This is a genomic window from Nonomuraea sp. NPDC049646, assembly GCF_044465525.1.
Taxonomy (GTDB): domain Bacteria; phylum Actinomycetota; class Actinomycetes; order Streptosporangiales; family Streptosporangiaceae; genus Nonomuraea.
Window position 1 is genome coordinate 68,216 of record NZ_JBITLU010000005.1, and the last position, 15,514, is coordinate 83,729.

Here is a 15,514-nt window from a genome sequence, read left to right on the forward strand (position 1 = left end):
CATGTGCGCGTAAATTGTGTCGGCGCGATCATTTTCGACGCCTCTGACCGGCTTCTTCTCATCCGGCGCGGCCGCCCGCCGGGCCTGGGCCTGTGGTCGCTGCCGGGCGGCCGGCTGGAGCCCGGCGAGACCGACGCGGACGGCGTCCGCCGCGAGGTCATGGAGGAGACCGGGCTGAGCGTCGAGGTGGGCCGCCTGGCCGGCACGGTGGAGCGTCCCGGGCCGGGCGGCGTCACGTACGTGATCCGCGACTACCTGGCGACCTGCGCCGGCGGCGTGCCCGTGGCCGGTGACGACGCCGCCGACGTGCGCTGGTGCGGCCCCGGCGAGCTGGCGCTGCTGCCGCTCACCGAGGGGCTGCTCGGCTGCCTGGCCGAGTGGGGCGTGCTCACCGGCTGGCGGTGAGGCTGGAGGTCCACAGGATCAGATGGTCGGTGTCGTACGTCGTGGACCTGCCGAGCGCCACCACCTCCGTGCCGCTGATCGCCACGGCCGTCAGGGCCTGCATGCCGAGGCCGGAGAGCCGGTCCTTGGTCAGGGCCATGCGGTTCCACGACAGGCCGTCCTGGGAGACCCAGGCCGCGCTGTCGCCCTCGCCGGGGACGCCGTGCCAGCCGACCGCCACCAGGCCCTGGTCGCCGGCGGCCAGGTCGTGCACGGCCGCCGCCTGGTCCGCGGGCAGCCAGGCCGTCGTCCAGCTCTCGCCGTCGTCGTCGGACACGGCGGAGAAGGCGCGGCGTGAGCCGTCCGTCACGGCCGTGCCGATGGCGACCAGCTTGTCGTGGTACGTCGTGACCTGCCGCAGGCCGGCCGACGTGGCGTCCGGCGGGGTGACCCGTTTGCGGGCGGTCCAGTTCACGCCGTCGTCGGAGAACCAGACCACGCTGTTCTCCCGGTCGCCGGTCCCCGACCCGCCGACCGCGACGTAGCCGCCCTGGGTCGCGATCACGTCGTGGACGCGCACGCCCGAGCCGCCCTGGGGCAGCTTCCTGGACCGGGTGTACTTGCGCAGGTCGGGCGTGAACCACATGGCGGCGGCCGCCGAGCCCGCCTGGTCGCGGGACTCGCCCGCCAGCACGTACCCCTTCTTGCCCGCCGCCACGGCGTGGGTGTCCAGGTAGGGCCGGTCGCGGTCGCGGGCCAGGTCGCCCGAGACGGGCACGCGCCGCCAGTTCTCGCCGTCGTCGGAGGTGACGAGCAGGGGGTCGGTGACGGCCAGGTTCGTCTGGGTGCTGCCGGCCGCCAGCCAGCCGCGCCCGCCGTGGGCGACGTCCTCCAGGATCTGCCTGCCGGGGCCGCCGAGGCTCATCGACTTCCAGCGCTGCCAGTTGCTGATCGTCCACAGGCCGGCGTCGCCGGAGGCCGCGCCGACCGCGACGTACCGGCCGCCGGCGGCCGCCAAGCGGGTGGTCTCCCGCGAGACCCTGGTCAGGCCCTCGACCTGGCCGAGCGGGACGCGGGACGCGGCACCGCGCGGCGGCGCGGCCATCAGCACGAGCTGGTTGTCGACGTCGGAGGCGGCCTGGTCGCCGCCGGCGAACAGGGTGCCGCCGTCGGAGATCGTGAACCCGCGCAGCGTGGCGCCCGCCAGGTCGCCGAGGTCGGCCCGCTTGGCCCAGCCGCGCCCGTCGGCGCTGGTCAGGACCGCGTACTTGCCCAAGGTGGCCTGGCTGATCGCGGCCACGCCGGACCGGTAGGAGACCAGCGACTCCACCCCGGGGCTCTCGCCGCTCAGGCCGCCGATGGAACCGCACTGCGACCACTGGGCGCCGGTGGGCGAGCAGTAGACGCGCACGCCGCCGTCGACCGTGCGCTGCCTGGTCGGCACCAGGACGAACCGTTTGGGCAGCACGGCCACCGTGCCCGTACGCGGCTCGGCCTCGGGGAGCTGGAAGCCGGTCGCCTGCCAGGCGCGTCCGCCGTCGGACGAGCGCAGCACCCGCGAGCCGGTCCCCTCGATGGGACGGCCGACGGCCACGACCGTGTCGCCCTGGGCGACGACCGCCCTGATCTCCTGGACGTCCAGGCCCCTGGTCTCCACGCGCTCCCAGGCCCGGCCGTCGGACGAGCGCCAGGCCGCCGGGCCGGGACCGCCCTCCCCCGGCGTGGCGCCGACGGCGACGAAGCCGGAGGCCGTCCTGGCGATGTCGTAGATCTGGTCGCCGGGCCGGAACGCGGCCATGCCGGTCGCGTTGACCGTCGTCCAGCTGAAGCCGTCGACGCTGGTCCACAGGCCGCGCTCGCCGGACGGGCCGTCGCCGCCGCTGGCCAGCCAGCGGCCGTCGCCGCCGACCACGCGCTGGACGATGGGCGTGGAGGCGCCGCTCACCTGGCCGAGCTGCCAGTGCTTGCCGGCGTCGGGCGAGAACAGGAACAGCGGGCGCGGGGTCGGGCTGGTGGTGTCGCTGCCCACCGCGACCACCGCGCGGCCGACGGAGACGATGTCGTTGAGCTTCTGGTTGGTGCCGACGCCGGCGGCCGGGACGGTGAAGAGGTCGTCGCCCGAGCGGCCCGTGCCGGCCTCCAGGCGCAGTCCGGTGGCGTCGGTGTCGCTCCAGCGCCATACGAGCACCCCCGCGGCCACCAGGAGCGCCAGGGCCATGGTGAGGACGACGGGGGCGGCCCTGCTGCCCCGGTGCACGGGGCTGGACCTGCGGACGGCGGCCGGGGCCGGGCCTCTGTGGTGCCTGCCGCCGGCGCCGCCGGGGCGCGGCGGGCCGGTGGCGACCAGCAGGTCCGGTCTCGTGGGACGCCCGCCGGGCGGCCGGCCGACCCGCCTGACCTCGGCGTCCTCCTCACCGGCCGCCGCCGGCCCGGCGTCCCGCACCTCGAGGTCACGGGCTTCGGGGTCACGGGCTTCGGGGACGGAGGACTCCGGATCACGGGACTCGGGGTCGTGCGGTCCGGTGGCCTGGGGGCCGGGGGCTTCGGACCGCGGGGGCGGGGGCTGGGTGGTGGCGGGGTCGTGGGCCTCGTCGGCGGGGAGCGGCAGGTGGTAGGGCGGCTCGCGGTAGGGGCCTGCGGGGGCCGTGCCCTCCTGGGGGCCGTCTGTGGCCGGGGCCGGGGGCCCTGACGGGGGCTCGGAGGGAGGTTCAGTGGGCGGGGGCGCGGCGGGCGGTTCCTGGCGGGGCGGGCCGCCGGCGACGAGCTTGTCCGGGCGGTTGACGATGCGCCGGGGACGGCGGCGCGGCTCCACCTCGGGCTCGGCCGTCGGCGAGCTGTATGGTCTGCGCCCCTTGGGCGGCTCCTGCGGCGATTCCTCCGGGATCGGGGACGCGAACGGCGGCATGCCCCAAGGGGAGGTCAGGGGTAAGCCCCGAGCCCGGTCGTCGGTGGGCCCGGGCGGGGAGTGGCGGATCCTGGGCTCCCCGGAAGAGGACCCGGCCTGCCCGGAAGAGGACCCGGCCTGCTCGAAGGAGGTCCTGGGCTGCCCGGGAGAGGTTCCGGGCGGCTCCGGTGAGGGGGGTTCCGCGGCGTCCTCAGGACGCGGGTCGTCGTCGTCCGGCGGTCGCCGTGGCGGAACGCTGGGGCCGGAGGCCACGCGCCGCACCTCCTAGTCGAACTCGTCGTACAGGTGGAACCCGTCGAATCGGACCTGGTCAACCGGGTGCGCGGGGAAACGGTGAGCGGACGGGCCGTTTCTTACGGACCGTTCCACAAACCCCGTCCCACCTTATGCGCCTATTTTCTACCCCGTCCCACCAAAACGATCACCTCCGTGACACCCTCGCCTGTCCCACAGGAACCAGACCAGCATGCCTGAGCCGGATTGGCGAGACCTCTCTAGCGAGATTTCCCGCACCTCTCGCCTGATTTATCCGGAAACAGCACTAATTGCCCGCTTTTTGGATATATAGAACACACCAATCGCGTACACCCCGAGCTGCACCACCGTTCCCGACAACGCCTGCCACGGGATGGGCGTCTTGCCCTGATCCAGCGCGTCCTCCAGGCTGCCCGAGGCCGCGCTGAGCCCGAAGGCCAGCATGTTGTTCATCACGTGCAGCGCGATCGGCGCCTCCAGCCCACCGGTCCGTACGGCCAGCCAGCCCATCACCGCGCCGAAGGCGAACACGTCGAGCAGCCCCACCCACGAGTAGCCGTGCAGCGACGCGAACAGCAGGGACCCGATGAGGATCGCCCACACCGGATTGCGCACGTGCACGCCGACCGCCTGGACGAACCAGCCGCGGAAGATGTACTCCTCGGTCGCCGCCTGGAACGGCACCAGCAGCACGATCACCACGAGGGCGGGCAGGAACCGCCCCCAGCCGACCCAGCCGAACAGGTCGGAGTACCCCTCCCCCGACAACGACAGGGCCATGACCTGCGCGATCTGGCCCAGCACCAGCGCCAGCACGGCCAGGCCGAGGCAGCGCAGCAACCACGACCAGCGCAGCCGTCCGGCGACCGACGACAGCGTGCCGGGCCTGCGGCGCTGGACGAGCGCGGCGGTGCCGAAGACCAGCGGCAGCACGGCCGCGATCGACAGCAGCACCATCACCAGCCCGAACACCGGATCGCCGAAGATCTGCCCGGGGTCGGTCGGCGTGGGCAGGCCGAGGATCAGCTCGGCGGCCTTGCCCACGAGCAGCACGCCGGTGCCGACGACGAAGAACCCGACGCCGACGACGATCGTGCCCACGACGGCCCGCCACGGCTCGTTCGCCGCAGTACGGGCGAGATGGTCGTAACGCGCCCCCTGCGGCGTCGGCAGGAACCAGGACCGCTGCTGCGGCACGGGCGGCGGCCCATAAGGATAGACGGGCGGCCCAGGCGGCTGACTGCCATATGGCGGATTCGGTCCAGGGTTCTCCTGCATCCATACATTCTGTCTGCCGGGTGAGCATTAGTTCACAGACGACCCACCCCTTTGGGCGGATGCTCGGAGTCGTACGGCATTTTGCCCTTCCGAGTTTGGGAGCAGTCATGTCAAGGCTGGGACCTTTCATCACCCTGGCGGCGGGCGCGGTCCTGGCCGCGGGGCTGGGCGTCGCCAGCGTCACCGCGACCCCGGCGGCCGACCCCGCGCCCCCCACCCGCGCGGCGGCGGCGGGATCCCCCACCGAGGCCGCCCCAGCGCCGTCCCCGTCCGTGTCGCGATCCGTGTCGCCGCCCGTGTCGCCCGCGCCCACGGAGGCCGCGAAGATCCCCAAGGCCGACTACGGCGGGTACGTCAAGGGCAACGGCGGCCTGATAGCGATCTCCGTCCGCGACGGCAAGGCCGTCGGCTACTTCTGCGACGGCAGGTCCGAAGCCTGGTTCAAGGGCGGCGAGGCCGGCGGCAAGGCCGTGCTGAAGGGCCCGGGGACGGCCCGGCTGACCGCCACGCTCGGCGTGGGACGCGCCAGGGGCAGCCTGTCCGTCGGCGGCGGCAGGTGGACGTTCACCGCGCCCGCCGTGGTCCGGCCGTCCGGGCTGTACCGGGCGACCGCGCAGGTCAGGGGCGCGAGGTTGCGCGCGGGCTGGATCCGCGTCCCGCGCCCCGGCGGCGGCTACGACCAGGTCGGCGCCGCGTTCCTGGGCCAGACCCAGGTGGAGATCCCCCGGCTGGACGCCGGGCGGCCCACCACCCCCGTGACCGTCGCCGGCGCCACCGTCCTGCCGAAGGACGTGGACGGCTTCATCGAGGAGATGCAATGACCGCCGTCCACCGCCCCTCGCACCGGCCCTCGCACCGCACGGCCGCCGTGCTGCTGATCCCGCTGCTGGCCGGCGGCCTGGTGGCGCTGGGACTCGGCGTGTACGGCCGGGCGCACACGCCCACGGGGTTCGCGATCGGCCCTGCCGGGTTCTCCGGCGCGCTGCCGATGAAGGCGTGGCTGACGACCGGGGCGTTCGCGCTGGCGATCGTCCAGGTGGTCTCGGCGCTGTCGATGTGGGGAAGGCTGGGGATCGAGCTCCCGGACGCCGTCCACCGCTGGTCGGGGCGGCTGGCGTTCCTGCTCACGATCCCCGTCGCCTTCCACTGCCTGTACGCCCTGGGCCTGCAGTTCGACGTGCCGCGCGTGCTGGCCCACTCGCTGCTCGGCTGCTTCTTCTACGGCGTGTTCACGGCGAAGATGCTGGCACTGCCCAAGCGCGACGCGCCGGGCTGGACGCTGCCGGTGTTCGGCGGGCTGGCGTTCACGGCGCTGGTCGGGCTCTGGCTGACCTCGTCGTTGTGGTTCTTCACCGCGGTGGGCGTCAGGGTGTGAACGACTTCGTCCTGGACAGGCCGGCCGCCCGGCCCTTGGCGGCCACGACGAGCGCCATCTTGCGGGACGCCTCGTCGATCATCTCGTCGCCCAGCATGACCGCGCCGCGCCGCTCCACGGTGGTGTAGTGCTCGTACGCCTCCAGGATCAGCTCGGCGTGGTCGTAGTCGTCCTGGCTGGGCGAGAACACCTCGTTGGCCGCCTCCACCTGCAGGGGGTGCAGCACCCACTTGCCGTCGAAGCCGAGCGCGGCGGCCCGGCGGGCGATCCGGCGGTAGCCCTCGACGTCCTTGATCTGGAGGTAGGGGCCGTCGATCACCTGGAGGTCGTGCATCCTGGCGGCCATCAGCAGGCGCATGAGGATGTAGTGGTAGGCGTCGCCCTCCTCGTAGCCGGGCGGCTGCTCGCCGACCACGAGGGTGCGCATGTTGATCGAGGCCATGAAGTCGGCCGGCCCGAACACCAGGGCCTCCAGCCTCCTGGACGACCCGGCGATGGCGTCGGCGTTGACCAGGCCGCGGGCGTTCTCGATCTGGGCCTCGATGCCGATGCGGCCCACCTCGTAGCCCATCGACCGCTCGATCTGGGTCAGCAGGGTGTCGAGCCAGACGACCTCGGTCGGGTCCTGGACCTTGGGCAGGATCAGGCAGTCGAGGAACTCGCCGGCGCCCTCCACGACCTCGATCACGTCCCGGTACGTCCACATCGTGGTCAGGTCGTTGACCCTGACCGCGCGGGTCCTGCCGGTCCAGTCGCCCTCGCGCAGCGCGGTCACGACGTTCTTGCGGGCCTCGTCCTTGGCCAGCGGCGCGACGGAGTCCTCAAGGTCGAGGAAGACCTCGTCGGCGGGCAGGGTCTGGGCCTTCTCCAGGAAGCGGGGGTTGCTGCCCGGCACGGAGAGCACGGAACGACGTGAGCGCATGCGCCCACGCTAACGGCTGCGGGGCGGCCCGCGGCAGGCGTCCCCCGTCTATGGGCACGATCAGCTGTTCCAGTAGCGCTGCTCGCGCCACGGGTCGCCGTAGTTGTGGTACCCGGCCTGTTCCCAGAAGCCGGGCCGGTCGCGGTCGAGCAGGCGCAGGCCCTTGACCCATTTGGCGGACTTCCAGAGGTACAGGTGCGGCACCAGCAGCCGGGCCGGGCCGCCGTGCTCGGCGGGCAGCGGGTCGCCGTCGAAGGTGTGGACGATCCACGCCCTGCCGCCGCGCAGGTCGGCGAGCGGCAGGTTGGTCGTGTAGCCGCCGTGGCAGTACGCCTGCGCGAACTCCGCCTGCGTGTCCACGTCGTCGAGCAGGACGTCGATCGACACGCCCTGCCAGTCGGTGTCGAACTTCGTCCAGCCGGTGACGCAGTGGAGGTCGGTGTGCGGGGCGCTCTGGGGCAGGTCGAGCAGCTCGTCCCAGGTCCAGACGCGTTCCCGGCCGGCCTCGGTGACCAGGGTGAACGTCCAGTCGGCGGTGTCGACGCGGGGCGTCGGGCCCGCGGACAGGACGGGGAAGCCGGGCGTGAGGTACTGGCCGGGCGGCAGGCGGTCGTCGTGCCCGCCGCGACCCTTGAAGCCCTTCGAGACGACGGCCACGGTCAGCTCCCTCCCTGCACGGGCGTCTCCAGCAGGCCGAGCCCCGGCATCGCGGCCATCATCCGGCCCGGCGCCTCCACCAGGGTCATGAGCACGTTGTCGCAGTTCGGGCAGCGCAGCACGGTGCCGGGGGCGGGGCCGTACACGGTGGCCTCCCCCAGCGGGCCGTTCATGCCGCACTGCGCGCAGACGCCCTGGGCCGCCGTCATGTCCCGGCCGAAGAACTGGGCCAGCGGGCCGGCCGCGGCGTTGCCGTCCACGGGTTGTTGCATGGTGTCTCTCCTAGCCGTACCGCTCGGTGCGGATGTCGGTGGGCGGGTAGCCCAGGGCGGTGAGGATCGCGGCGACGTGCTCGACGAACGCGGTCGGGCCGCAGACGTAGGCCAGCGGCTCGTGGGCGGGCGGCCAGGCCAGCCGGACCAGTTGCGAGCGGTCCAGCCGGCCCACGGGCTCGGGCCAGTCGGTGGGGGCCGAGCGGGTGTAGACGAAGGTCACCTCGGCGCCGGCGGACTCCAGCTCGTCGCGGTAGATCACCTGGCCGGGGTCGCGCACGGAGTAGACGAGCCGCACCGGGGTGCCGTCGCCCAGCCGGGCGCGGTGGCGCAGCATCGAGCGCAGCGGCACGACGCCGGACCCGCCCGCGACCAGCAGCAGCGGCCGCCGCTCCGGCATGGGCTCCCACACGAAGTAGCCGCCGATCGGGCCGCGCACCTCCACCTGGTCGCCGGCCTCGGCCACCTCCACCAGGTACGGCGACACCTCGCCCCCCGCCACCCTGACCACCGTGATCGAGGGCCGCTCGCCGGGCGCGCTGGCCAGCGAGTACGCCCGGGTCGCCTGGTAGCCGTCGTCGGCGGTCAGCCGCACGTCCACGTGCTGGCCGGCGCGGTGTCCCGGCCAGCCCGGCACGTCGAGCAGCAGCGTGCGCGTCTGGTCGGTCTCCGGGACGACCTCGGCGATCGTGGCCGGCTGCCAGGTCAGTCGTCGTAGTACCGCTGTTCCCGCCATGGGTCCCCGAAGTTGTGATAGCCGGACCGCTCCCAGAAGCCCGGGCGGTCCTCGTCCATGAGCCACAGCTCGTGGATCCACTTGGCGCTCTTCCACAGGTAGTGGGCGGGCACCAGCATCCGCACCGGGCCGCCGTGCTCGGGCGGGATCGGCGCGCCCTCGTAGGCGTAGACCAGCCACGCCTTGCCGTCCACGATCTCCTCGACCGGCAGGTTGGTGGCGTAGCCGCCGTAGCTGACGGCCAGGGCGTACCCGGCCGCCCGGTCGGCGCCGGTCAGCAGCCGGTCGAGGGACACGCCCGTCCAGGTGGTGTCGAGCTTGCTCCAGTGGGTGACGCAGTGGATGTCCACGGTGATCTGCTCGGCGGGCAGCGACAGCAGGTCCGTCCACGTCCAGGTGGGCTCGCCCGCGCCGCCCCTGACGGTGAACGACCACCGCTCGGTCCGGATGTGCTGCGTCGCCCCCGCGGTGAGCACCGGGAAGCCCTCGGCCAGGTACTGCCCCGGCGGCACCCGCCCGGCCAGCTCCGGCCGCGGCCGCCGGAAGTGCTTTCCGGCGAAGCCGCGAGAGACGATCCCCATGAATGCGGTTCTCCCCGGCAAGGCGCCCGGCGGACACCAGAAAAGGGCAAAGTGTTCAGCCGGTGAATCCGTGGGCGCGCAGGCGGGCGATCAGGCCGTCGATGCCGCACGGCTGGTTCCAGCCGGTCGAGGCGAAGATCTCGTCCCTGCCGCCGACGGCCCGGCCGCCGGGGTCGTCGGCCACCTCGTGCAGGATCACGCCCTGCGGGGGCGTCGACCAGGCGACCTGGCGTCCCTCGACGACCTTGCCGGTCGCTCTGGCGCGGTTCATGAACAGCAGCACCCGGGTGCCCGGGGGGACCGCGCGGGCGAAGTCGGCCACGCTGTGGACCGGCGTGCCGGCGTCGTCCACCGCCGCCCCCTGGTAGAAGGCGAGGTCCGCGACGTCCGCGGCGGCGCCCTTGAGCCGCTCGCCGACCCGGGTGCGCATGAGGACGTAATGGGTGCGGTCCCCCGGGATGCCCTCCTCGACCACGGGCCCGGCGCCCCAGCCCGTCACGTGGCCGGTGACGACGGTCTCCACCTTCCCGGCGAGCGCCTCCGGCGTCGGGCGCGCCGGGTAGTCGTACACGACCTGTCGCAGGGCGCGCGGGTCCAGCGGGCCCGTACGGGCGGAGGCCCGGCACGCGGACGGCGGCTCCGGAGCGGCGGCGCCGCAGCCCGCGACGAGGACGAGCACGAGGATGAACGACCGCATACCGGTGAAACGCGCGCAAGCCCCAAGCGGTTCGGGGGTTTCCGGGGGTTACAGTCTGATCGTGAGCGACGACATCGCGGCCATCGAGGAGGGCGCCAAGAAGTCCGGCATCCTCTGGCTCGCCCTCGACCGCCCGCGCCTGGCCTGGCACGCCTGGCACGACGGCGCCATCTACCTCGTGACCGGCGGCGGCGAGCAGGACCTGCCGGGGCTCGGGGCGCTCGACCGGGTGCGCGTGACGCTGCGCAGCAAGGACAACGGCGCGCGGCTGGTGGAGTTCGACGCGGCGGTCTCGGTCGTCGACCAGGCCGCGGCGGCCGACGCCGTGGCGGTGCTGGCCAAGGAGCGGCTCAACGCCCCCGACAGCGAGCACCTGACCGAGCGCTGGGCCCGCGACTCGACCGTCCTGCGCCTGACACCGCAACGCTGACCCCGGCCGCGCCCGGCCCGTGTGCCGAGCTGTGCCGGGTCCTGTACCGGGCCCTGTGCCGGGCTCACACCTGGGCGGTGATCTCGGCCGGGCGGTCCGGGGCGGGGGCGGGGGCGCCGCCCGAGGTGGCGGTCTGGGCGAGCAGCGCGCCGCCGAGCACGATCATCCCGCCGACGATCTGGAACACCCCCAGCGTCTCGCCGACCAGCGCCCACGCGACCACCGCGCCGCCGATGACCTCCAGCGAGGCGACCGTCGCCCCCACCGCCGCCGACAGCCGCCGCACCATGTTCATGCTGAGGATGTACGCCAGCGCGGTCGCCACCAGCACCAGCCACAGGTACGCCCCCAGCACCGGCAGCGTCGTGCCGCCCTGCGGGGCGACGGAGGTCGTGAAGGCCTCCCAGGGGATGTCCCAGGGCTGGGCGAAGGGGATGAGCACGACGGCCGAGCCGACCATGCCCCAGGCGACCAGGCCGAGCAGGTCGATGTCGGGGCCCAGGCTGTCGCCCATCAGGAAGTAACCGGCGCAGCACGCCCCGGCCAGCAGGCCGAGGAGCAGGCCGACCGCGTCCAGGCGCATGCCCTGCCACGCCTCGACGACGATCGCCAGGCCGACGAACGCGATCACCGCGCCGACGTACGCGGCCCCGGCCAGGCGTACCTTGCGGACGAGCCTGACCCAGGCCACGACCATCACCGGCGCCATGAACTCCAGCAGCAGCGCGATCCCCACCGGCAGCCGGGTGATGGCGACGAAGTAGAGCGACTGCACGCCCGCGACGGCCATCACGGTGTAGAGCCCGAGGAACGGCAGCCGCGCCCGCGGGATGCGCAGGGCCCGCGGCTTGACCACCGCCAGCACCGCGACCAGCAGCAGCCCGGCGCCCGCCATCCGGGTCCAGACGGCCTCGACCGGCGCCAGCCCGGCGGTGATGAGGTACTTGGCCATCGGCCCGGAGAACGCGAAACAACACGACGACACGAATGCCAGTGCGAGCCCCGCCAGCCTCATGGTGTACCCCTAGTGCCCGTAATCAGCGTTAAATGCGTTTGATACTGACATGCCAGGCAACCGGGGCGCAACGGCGTCTCACTGTTAGCCTGGCCCACGTGAAGATCTTCGTGGCCCGGCTGGCGGGGACCCCCGTCTTCGACCCCACGGGCGATCAGATCGGCCGGGTCCGCGACGTCGTCGTGGGCCTGCGCATCACCGGCAACCCCCAGGTGCACGGCATGGTCGTCGAGGTGCAGCCGCGCCGCCGGGTGTTCCTGCCGATCACCCGTGTGCGCCGCATCGAGGCGGGCGCGGTCGTCTTCACCGGACGGCTGAACATGCGCCGGTTCGAGCAGCGCGCCTCGGAGACGCTGGTCATCGGCGAGGTGCTCGACCTGTCCGTACGCGTCGGCGACGAGCCCATGACCGTCTACGACGTCGCCATGGAGGAGACCCTGCCGTCCCGGTGGGAGATCACCAGGGTCGCCCTCTTCAAGGGCCGCCGGCGCGAGCCCAGGACGGTCGGCTGGAACGAGGTGTCCGGCTTCGACACCCTGCAGAAGGACCAGGGCGCGGCCGGGCTGATCGCCGCGTTCGAGTCGCTGCGCGCCGCCGACATGGCCAGCGCCCTGCACGAGCTGCCCAGCAAGCGGCGCATCGAGATCGCCCGCGAGCTCGCCGACGACCGACTGGCCGACGTGCTGGAGGAGCTGCCGCCCGACGACCAGATCGGCATCCTCGGCACCCTCGAACCCGAGCGGGCCGCCGACGTCCTGGAGGAGATGAGCCCCGACGACGCCGCCGACCTGCTGCACGACCTGCCCGAGGACCAGGCGGCCCGGCTGCTGGCGCTCATGGAGCCCGGCGAGGCGGCCCCGGTGCGGCGGCTGCTGACCTACGCCGACGACACCGCGGGCGGCGTGATGACCAGCGAGCCGGTCGTCCTGCCGCCCAACGCGACGGTGGCCGAGGCGCTGGCCCACATCCGCCAGCAGGACCTGCCGCCGGCCGTCGCCGCCCAGGTCTACGTGACCCGGCCGCCCACCGAGACGCCGACCGGCACGTACCTCGGGGTCTCGCACTTCCAGCGGCTGCTGCGCGAGCCGCCCTCGACGCTGCTCGGCCGCGTGCTCGACCCGTCGCTCGACCCGATCAGGCCCGAATTCACCCTGCGCCAGGTCCACGCCTTCCTGGCCAACTACAACCTGGTCGCCGCCCCGGTCGTGGACGAGCTGGGCAGACTCGTCGGCGCGGTGACCGTCGACGACGTCCTCGACCACCTGCTTCCCGATGACTGGCGCGAGGGGGACGCCCGTGACCACTGACCGGCTCGACCAGCCGCGGGCGCTGCGGCGCTCGCTGCGCCCGCACTACGACCCCGAGGCGTTCGGCCGCCTGTCGGAGCGCATCGCCCGCTTCCTCGGCACGGCCCGCTTCATCGTCTACATGACGGTGTTCGTGGCGATCTGGGTGATCTGGAACGTCGCGGCTCCTCCGGCGCTCAAGTGGGATCCGTACCCGTTCATCTTCCTCACGCTGATGTTGTCGCTCCAGGCCAGCTACGCCGCGCCGCTCATCCTGCTCGCCCAGAACCGCCAGGACGACCGCGACCGCATTCAGTACGAGCAGGACCGCGAGGCCGCCGACCGCAACCAGGCCGAGATCGAGTACCTCACCCGCGAGATCGCCGGCCTGCGCCTGGCCCTCAACGAGGTCGCCACCCGCGACTACCTGCGCGCCGAGCTCGGCCGGCTGCTGGAGGAGCTCAACAAACGTCAGTGACGTCGAGCCTGGCCAGCAGCGTCCGCACCGCGCCGACGTCGCCGTCGCCCAGCAGGTCGAGGAACTGGTTCTTGACCCCGCGCAGGTAGGTGGGCGTGGCCTCGGCCAGCCGCGCGGCGCCCGCCTCGGTCAGCACCGCGAACAGCCCGCGGGCGTCGTCGGAGCACGCCTCCCGCCCGACCAGCCCGTGGCGCTGCAACCGGTCGATCAGCCTGGTCAGCCCGCTGCGCGAGAGCAGCACGCGGTCGGCCAGGCCGTTCATGCGCAGCCGCCGCCCCGGCGCCTCGGCGAGCTGCGCCAGCACCTCGTACGAGGCCAGGGGAAGATCGTGGGCCACCAGCAGCTCGGCCTCCAGGCGGCGGGCGATGCGCACCTGGGCCCGCTGCAACATCCGCCAGACCGCCAGCTCCTCGGCGGTGAGCCCCTCGTCGCGCAGCAGAGTCACGCAGTAACCTTAGACGTTGTTGCACAGACACCTAACAGCGCGGATTAACTGAGCGGCGCCCCGGGTTCATACCATGGAGGGGCATTTCTCACTGGCTTTCAGCGCCTGTCACACATAGACCGACTAAGGAGGGACGGCACTCCCTCGTGCCGAGACTTCGATGGCACCAACCCAGGAACAGGTGACGGCCGCCCTCGCCACCGTCATCGACCCCGAGATCCGTCGCCCGATCACGGACCTCGACATGGTCAAGAACATCGAGATCGCCCCCGACGGCGCGGTCCGGGTGGGCGTCTACCTCACCGTGTCAGGCTGTCCGATGAAGGACACCATCACGCGCGACGTGAAGACGGCGGTCGGCAAGGTCGGCGGCGTGACGGACGTCCAGATCGAGCTCGACGTCATGAGCGCCGAGCAGCGCAAGACCCTGCAGACCAAGCTGCGGGGCGACCGGGGCCCGGAGAAGGAGATCCCGTTCAACCAGCCCGGCTCGCTGACCCGCGTCTTCGCCGTCGCGAGCGGCAAGGGCGGCGTGGGCAAGTCGTCGGTCACCGTCAACCTGGCCGCCGCGATGGCTTCCAACGGCCTCAAGGTCGGCATCGTCGACGCCGACATCTACGGTCACAGCATTCCTCGCATGCTGGGCGCCGCCGAGCGTCCCACCAAGGTCGAGGACATGATCATGCCGCCGTCGGCGCACGACATCAAGGTCATCTCCGTCGGCATGTTCAAGCCCGAGGGCAACTCGCCGGTCGTGTGGCGCGGCCCGATGCTCGACCGGGCGCTCCACCAGTTCCTGGCCGACGTCTACTGGGGCGACCTCGACGTCCTGCTGCTCGACCTGCCGCCGGGCACCGGCGACATCGCCATCTCGGTGGCGCAGCGGCTCCCGTCGGCCGAGATCCTGGTCGTGACCACGCCCCAGCAGGCCGCCGCCGAGGTGGCCGAGCGGGCCGGCTCTATCGCCGCCCAGACCCACCAGCAGATCGCCGGCGTCATCGAGAACATGTCCTGGCTGCCCTGCCCCCACTGCGACGAGCGGGTGGCCGTGTTCGGCGAGGGCGGCGGCCAGACCGTCGCCGACGCCCTGACCCGCACGCTGGGCTCCCGCGTCCCGCTGCTCGGCCAGGTGCCGATCGACCTGCGCCTGCGCGAGGGCGGCGACGAGGGCAAGCCGCTGGTGCTGACCGACCCCGACTCGCCCGCCGCCGCCGAGCTGCGGAAGATCGCCGCCGGTCTGAGCAAGCGCTCCTCCAGCATCAAGGGCATGCAGCTCGGCCTGTCGCCCAACCGTTCCTGACCCTTCCACGCAGAAGACGGGCCCGCCCAGCGAAAGCTGGGCGGGCCCGTCGCGCGTCTGCAGGGCGTGTCAGGTGGCCTCGGAGTCGTAGGGGGGCAGCTCGCCATAGGCGAGCTCCGACGGCGGCTCAGGGGCGTCGTAGGACGCGACGGCGGCCGGCTCCAGGTCTCTGGGACGGCCGTTCCAGTCGTCCTCCAGCTCGTCGAGGAGGTGCTTGCGGACGAAGTTCTTCGGGTTGAGGTCGGCGGGGTCGAAGTTCTGGAACTCCGGCCCGAGGCCCGCCCTCAGGTCGTCGCGCGCGTTGTTGGCCATGCGCCGCAGGTTGCGCAGCGTCTTGCCCGCCTGGGAGGCGGCCTGCGGCAACTTGTCAGGACCGAAGACCAGGAGCGCGATGACGATCAGCGCTCCGACCTCCATCCACCCGAGTCCGAACACCGTACGCTCCTACCCGCAGTCCACAATGCTCTCCACGCTCTCCACAGACTAAAGGCTCCAGCC

At 72.8% G+C, this 15,514-nt stretch carries 18 protein-coding genes; 7 read left to right on the top strand and 11 right to left on the bottom strand.

The features are described from left to right. The first annotated feature begins 3 nt into the window (after positions 1-3). The gene (locus ACIBQ8_RS15870) at positions 4-405 is read left to right on the top strand and encodes an NUDIX hydrolase (protein ID WP_397177062.1); all 402 of its coding nucleotides are present in this window, start codon (positions 4-6) and stop codon (positions 403-405) included. Here the strand turns inward: ACIBQ8_RS15870 and ACIBQ8_RS15875 are convergent. Both ACIBQ8_RS15875 and ACIBQ8_RS15880 read right to left on the bottom strand, forming a co-directional pair. After that, the gene (locus tag ACIBQ8_RS15875; protein WP_397192274.1) at positions 389-3,289 is read right to left on the bottom strand and encodes a hypothetical protein; all 2,901 of its coding nucleotides are present in this window, start codon (positions 3,287-3,289) and stop codon (positions 389-391) included. The genes ACIBQ8_RS15870 and ACIBQ8_RS15875 overlap by 17 nt on opposite strands. A gap of 525 nt (positions 3,290-3,814) precedes the next feature. Continuing rightward, positions 3,815-4,741: a lysostaphin resistance A-like protein gene (locus ACIBQ8_RS15880; RefSeq protein WP_397177058.1), complete on the bottom strand. Its 927-nt coding sequence runs from the start codon at positions 4,739-4,741 to the stop codon at positions 3,815-3,817. A 188-nt stretch (positions 4,742-4,929) separates the two neighbouring features. Here ACIBQ8_RS15880 and ACIBQ8_RS15885 point away from each other — a divergent pair, with 188 nt between their 5' ends. Next, the gene (locus ACIBQ8_RS15885) at positions 4,930-5,643 is read left to right on the top strand and encodes a hypothetical protein (RefSeq protein WP_397192275.1); all 714 of its coding nucleotides are present in this window, start codon (positions 4,930-4,932) and stop codon (positions 5,641-5,643) included. After that, positions 5,640-6,197 (top strand): DUF6529 family protein, encoded by a 558-nt coding sequence (locus tag ACIBQ8_RS15890; RefSeq protein WP_397192276.1) that lies wholly within the window; start codon positions 5,640-5,642, stop codon positions 6,195-6,197. The genes ACIBQ8_RS15885 and ACIBQ8_RS15890 overlap by 4 nt, the downstream gene beginning before the upstream one ends. Here the strand turns inward: ACIBQ8_RS15890 and ACIBQ8_RS15895 are convergent. Genes ACIBQ8_RS15895 through ACIBQ8_RS15920 form a run of 6 tightly spaced genes read right to left on the bottom strand, consistent with a single transcriptional unit; the run spans position 6,187 to position 10,062 of the window. Then, positions 6,187-7,119 carry an HpcH/HpaI aldolase/citrate lyase family protein gene (locus ACIBQ8_RS15895; protein WP_397177053.1) on the bottom strand — a complete coding sequence of 311 codons (933 nt, stop codon included), beginning with the start codon at positions 7,117-7,119 and terminating at the stop codon, positions 6,187-6,189. The genes ACIBQ8_RS15890 and ACIBQ8_RS15895 overlap by 11 nt on opposite strands. A 60-nt stretch (positions 7,120-7,179) precedes the next feature. After that, positions 7,180-7,776 carry a sulfite oxidase-like oxidoreductase gene (locus ACIBQ8_RS15900; RefSeq protein ID WP_397177051.1) on the bottom strand — a complete coding sequence of 199 codons (597 nt, stop codon included), beginning with the start codon at positions 7,774-7,776 and terminating at the stop codon, positions 7,180-7,182. A gap of 2 nt (positions 7,777-7,778) precedes the next feature. Next, positions 7,779-8,048: a DUF6510 family protein gene (locus ACIBQ8_RS15905; RefSeq protein ID WP_397177050.1), complete on the bottom strand. Its 270-nt coding sequence runs from the start codon at positions 8,046-8,048 to the stop codon at positions 7,779-7,781. Positions 8,049-8,058: 10 nt separating this feature from the next. Continuing rightward, complete coding sequence (locus ACIBQ8_RS15910; protein WP_397192277.1) at positions 8,059-8,784, bottom strand: ferredoxin reductase; 726 nt, start codon at positions 8,782-8,784, stop codon at positions 8,059-8,061. Next, a complete protein-coding gene (locus ACIBQ8_RS15915; RefSeq protein ID WP_352319223.1) occupies positions 8,754-9,365 on the bottom strand; it encodes a molybdopterin-dependent oxidoreductase in 612 nt (203 codons plus the stop codon). Before ACIBQ8_RS15915 ends, ACIBQ8_RS15910 begins: the two co-directional genes overlap by 31 nt. Before the next feature lie 55 nt (positions 9,366-9,420). After that, positions 9,421-10,062: a hypothetical protein gene (locus ACIBQ8_RS15920; RefSeq protein WP_397192278.1), complete on the bottom strand. Its 642-nt coding sequence runs from the start codon at positions 10,060-10,062 to the stop codon at positions 9,421-9,423. A 61-nt stretch (positions 10,063-10,123) separates the two neighbouring features. Here ACIBQ8_RS15920 and ACIBQ8_RS15925 point away from each other — a divergent pair, with 61 nt between their 5' ends. Continuing rightward, a complete protein-coding gene (locus tag ACIBQ8_RS15925) occupies positions 10,124-10,492 on the top strand; it encodes a hypothetical protein (RefSeq protein ID WP_397192279.1) in 369 nt (122 codons plus the stop codon). A gap of 64 nt (positions 10,493-10,556) precedes the next feature. Here ACIBQ8_RS15925 and ACIBQ8_RS15930 read toward each other — a convergent pair whose 3' ends face one another. Continuing rightward, on the bottom strand, positions 10,557-11,444 hold the full coding sequence (locus ACIBQ8_RS15930; protein ID WP_397177042.1) for an EamA family transporter: 888 nt from the start codon (positions 11,442-11,444) through the stop codon (positions 10,557-10,559). A gap of 161 nt (positions 11,445-11,605) precedes the next feature. Here ACIBQ8_RS15930 and ACIBQ8_RS15935 point away from each other — a divergent pair, with 161 nt between their 5' ends. Together ACIBQ8_RS15935 and ACIBQ8_RS15940 are read left to right on the top strand one after the other, a co-directional pair. Then, positions 11,606-12,814 carry a magnesium transporter MgtE N-terminal domain-containing protein gene (locus ACIBQ8_RS15935; RefSeq protein ID WP_397177041.1) on the top strand — a complete coding sequence of 403 codons (1,209 nt, stop codon included), beginning with the start codon at positions 11,606-11,608 and terminating at the stop codon, positions 12,812-12,814. Beyond that, positions 12,804-13,271, top strand: a complete 468-nt coding sequence (locus ACIBQ8_RS15940; protein WP_397177039.1) for a DUF1003 domain-containing protein — start codon at positions 12,804-12,806, stop codon at positions 13,269-13,271. Before ACIBQ8_RS15935 ends, ACIBQ8_RS15940 begins: the two co-directional genes overlap by 11 nt. Here the strand turns inward: ACIBQ8_RS15940 and ACIBQ8_RS15945 are convergent. After that, a complete protein-coding gene (locus ACIBQ8_RS15945) occupies positions 13,255-13,716 on the bottom strand; it encodes a MarR family winged helix-turn-helix transcriptional regulator (RefSeq protein WP_397177037.1) in 462 nt (153 codons plus the stop codon). The two genes, ACIBQ8_RS15940 and ACIBQ8_RS15945, sit on opposite strands and share 17 nt — an antisense overlap. A gap of 160 nt (positions 13,717-13,876) precedes the next feature. Here ACIBQ8_RS15945 and ACIBQ8_RS15950 point away from each other — a divergent pair, with 160 nt between their 5' ends. Further along, the gene (locus tag ACIBQ8_RS15950; protein WP_397177035.1) at positions 13,877-15,016 is read left to right on the top strand and encodes an Mrp/NBP35 family ATP-binding protein; all 1,140 of its coding nucleotides are present in this window, start codon (positions 13,877-13,879) and stop codon (positions 15,014-15,016) included. Positions 15,017-15,085: 69 nt separating this feature from the next. On the opposite strand, the gene ACIBQ8_RS15955 is transcribed toward ACIBQ8_RS15950, so the two are convergent. Further along, a complete protein-coding gene (locus ACIBQ8_RS15955) occupies positions 15,086-15,451 on the bottom strand; it encodes a sec-independent translocase (RefSeq protein WP_397192280.1) in 366 nt (121 codons plus the stop codon). Positions 15,452-15,514 lie beyond the last annotated feature (63 nt).

Bases quoted from the DNA above. Each gene is read 5' to 3' on its own strand.
- ACIBQ8_RS15875 (WP_397192274.1), bottom strand. From the start codon at position 3,289: ATGCCGCCGTTCGCGTCCCCGATCCCGGAGGAATCGCCGCAGGAGCCG.
- ACIBQ8_RS15890 (WP_397192276.1), top strand. From the start codon at position 5,640: ATGACCGCCGTCCACCGCCCCTCGCACCGGCCCTCGCACCGCACGGCC.
- ACIBQ8_RS15905 (WP_397177050.1), bottom strand. From the start codon at position 8,048: ATGCAACAACCCGTGGACGGCAACGCCGCGGCCGGCCCGCTGGCCCAG.
- ACIBQ8_RS15950 (WP_397177035.1), top strand. From the start codon at position 13,877: ATGGCACCAACCCAGGAACAGGTGACGGCCGCCCTCGCCACCGTCATC.
- ACIBQ8_RS15895 (WP_397177053.1), bottom strand. From the start codon at position 7,119: ATGCGCTCACGTCGTTCCGTGCTCTCCGTGCCGGGCAGCAACCCCCGC.
- ACIBQ8_RS15885 (WP_397192275.1), top strand. From the start codon at position 4,930: ATGTCAAGGCTGGGACCTTTCATCACCCTGGCGGCGGGCGCGGTCCTG.
- ACIBQ8_RS15930 (WP_397177042.1), bottom strand. From the start codon at position 11,444: ATGGCCAAGTACCTCATCACCGCCGGGCTGGCGCCGGTCGAGGCCGTC.
- ACIBQ8_RS15920 (WP_397192278.1), bottom strand. From the start codon at position 10,062: ATGCGGTCGTTCATCCTCGTGCTCGTCCTCGTCGCGGGCTGCGGCGCC.
- ACIBQ8_RS15915 (WP_352319223.1), bottom strand. From the start codon at position 9,365: ATGGGGATCGTCTCTCGCGGCTTCGCCGGAAAGCACTTCCGGCGGCCG.
- ACIBQ8_RS15910 (WP_397192277.1), bottom strand. From the start codon at position 8,784: ATGGCGGGAACAGCGGTACTACGACGACTGACCTGGCAGCCGGCCACG.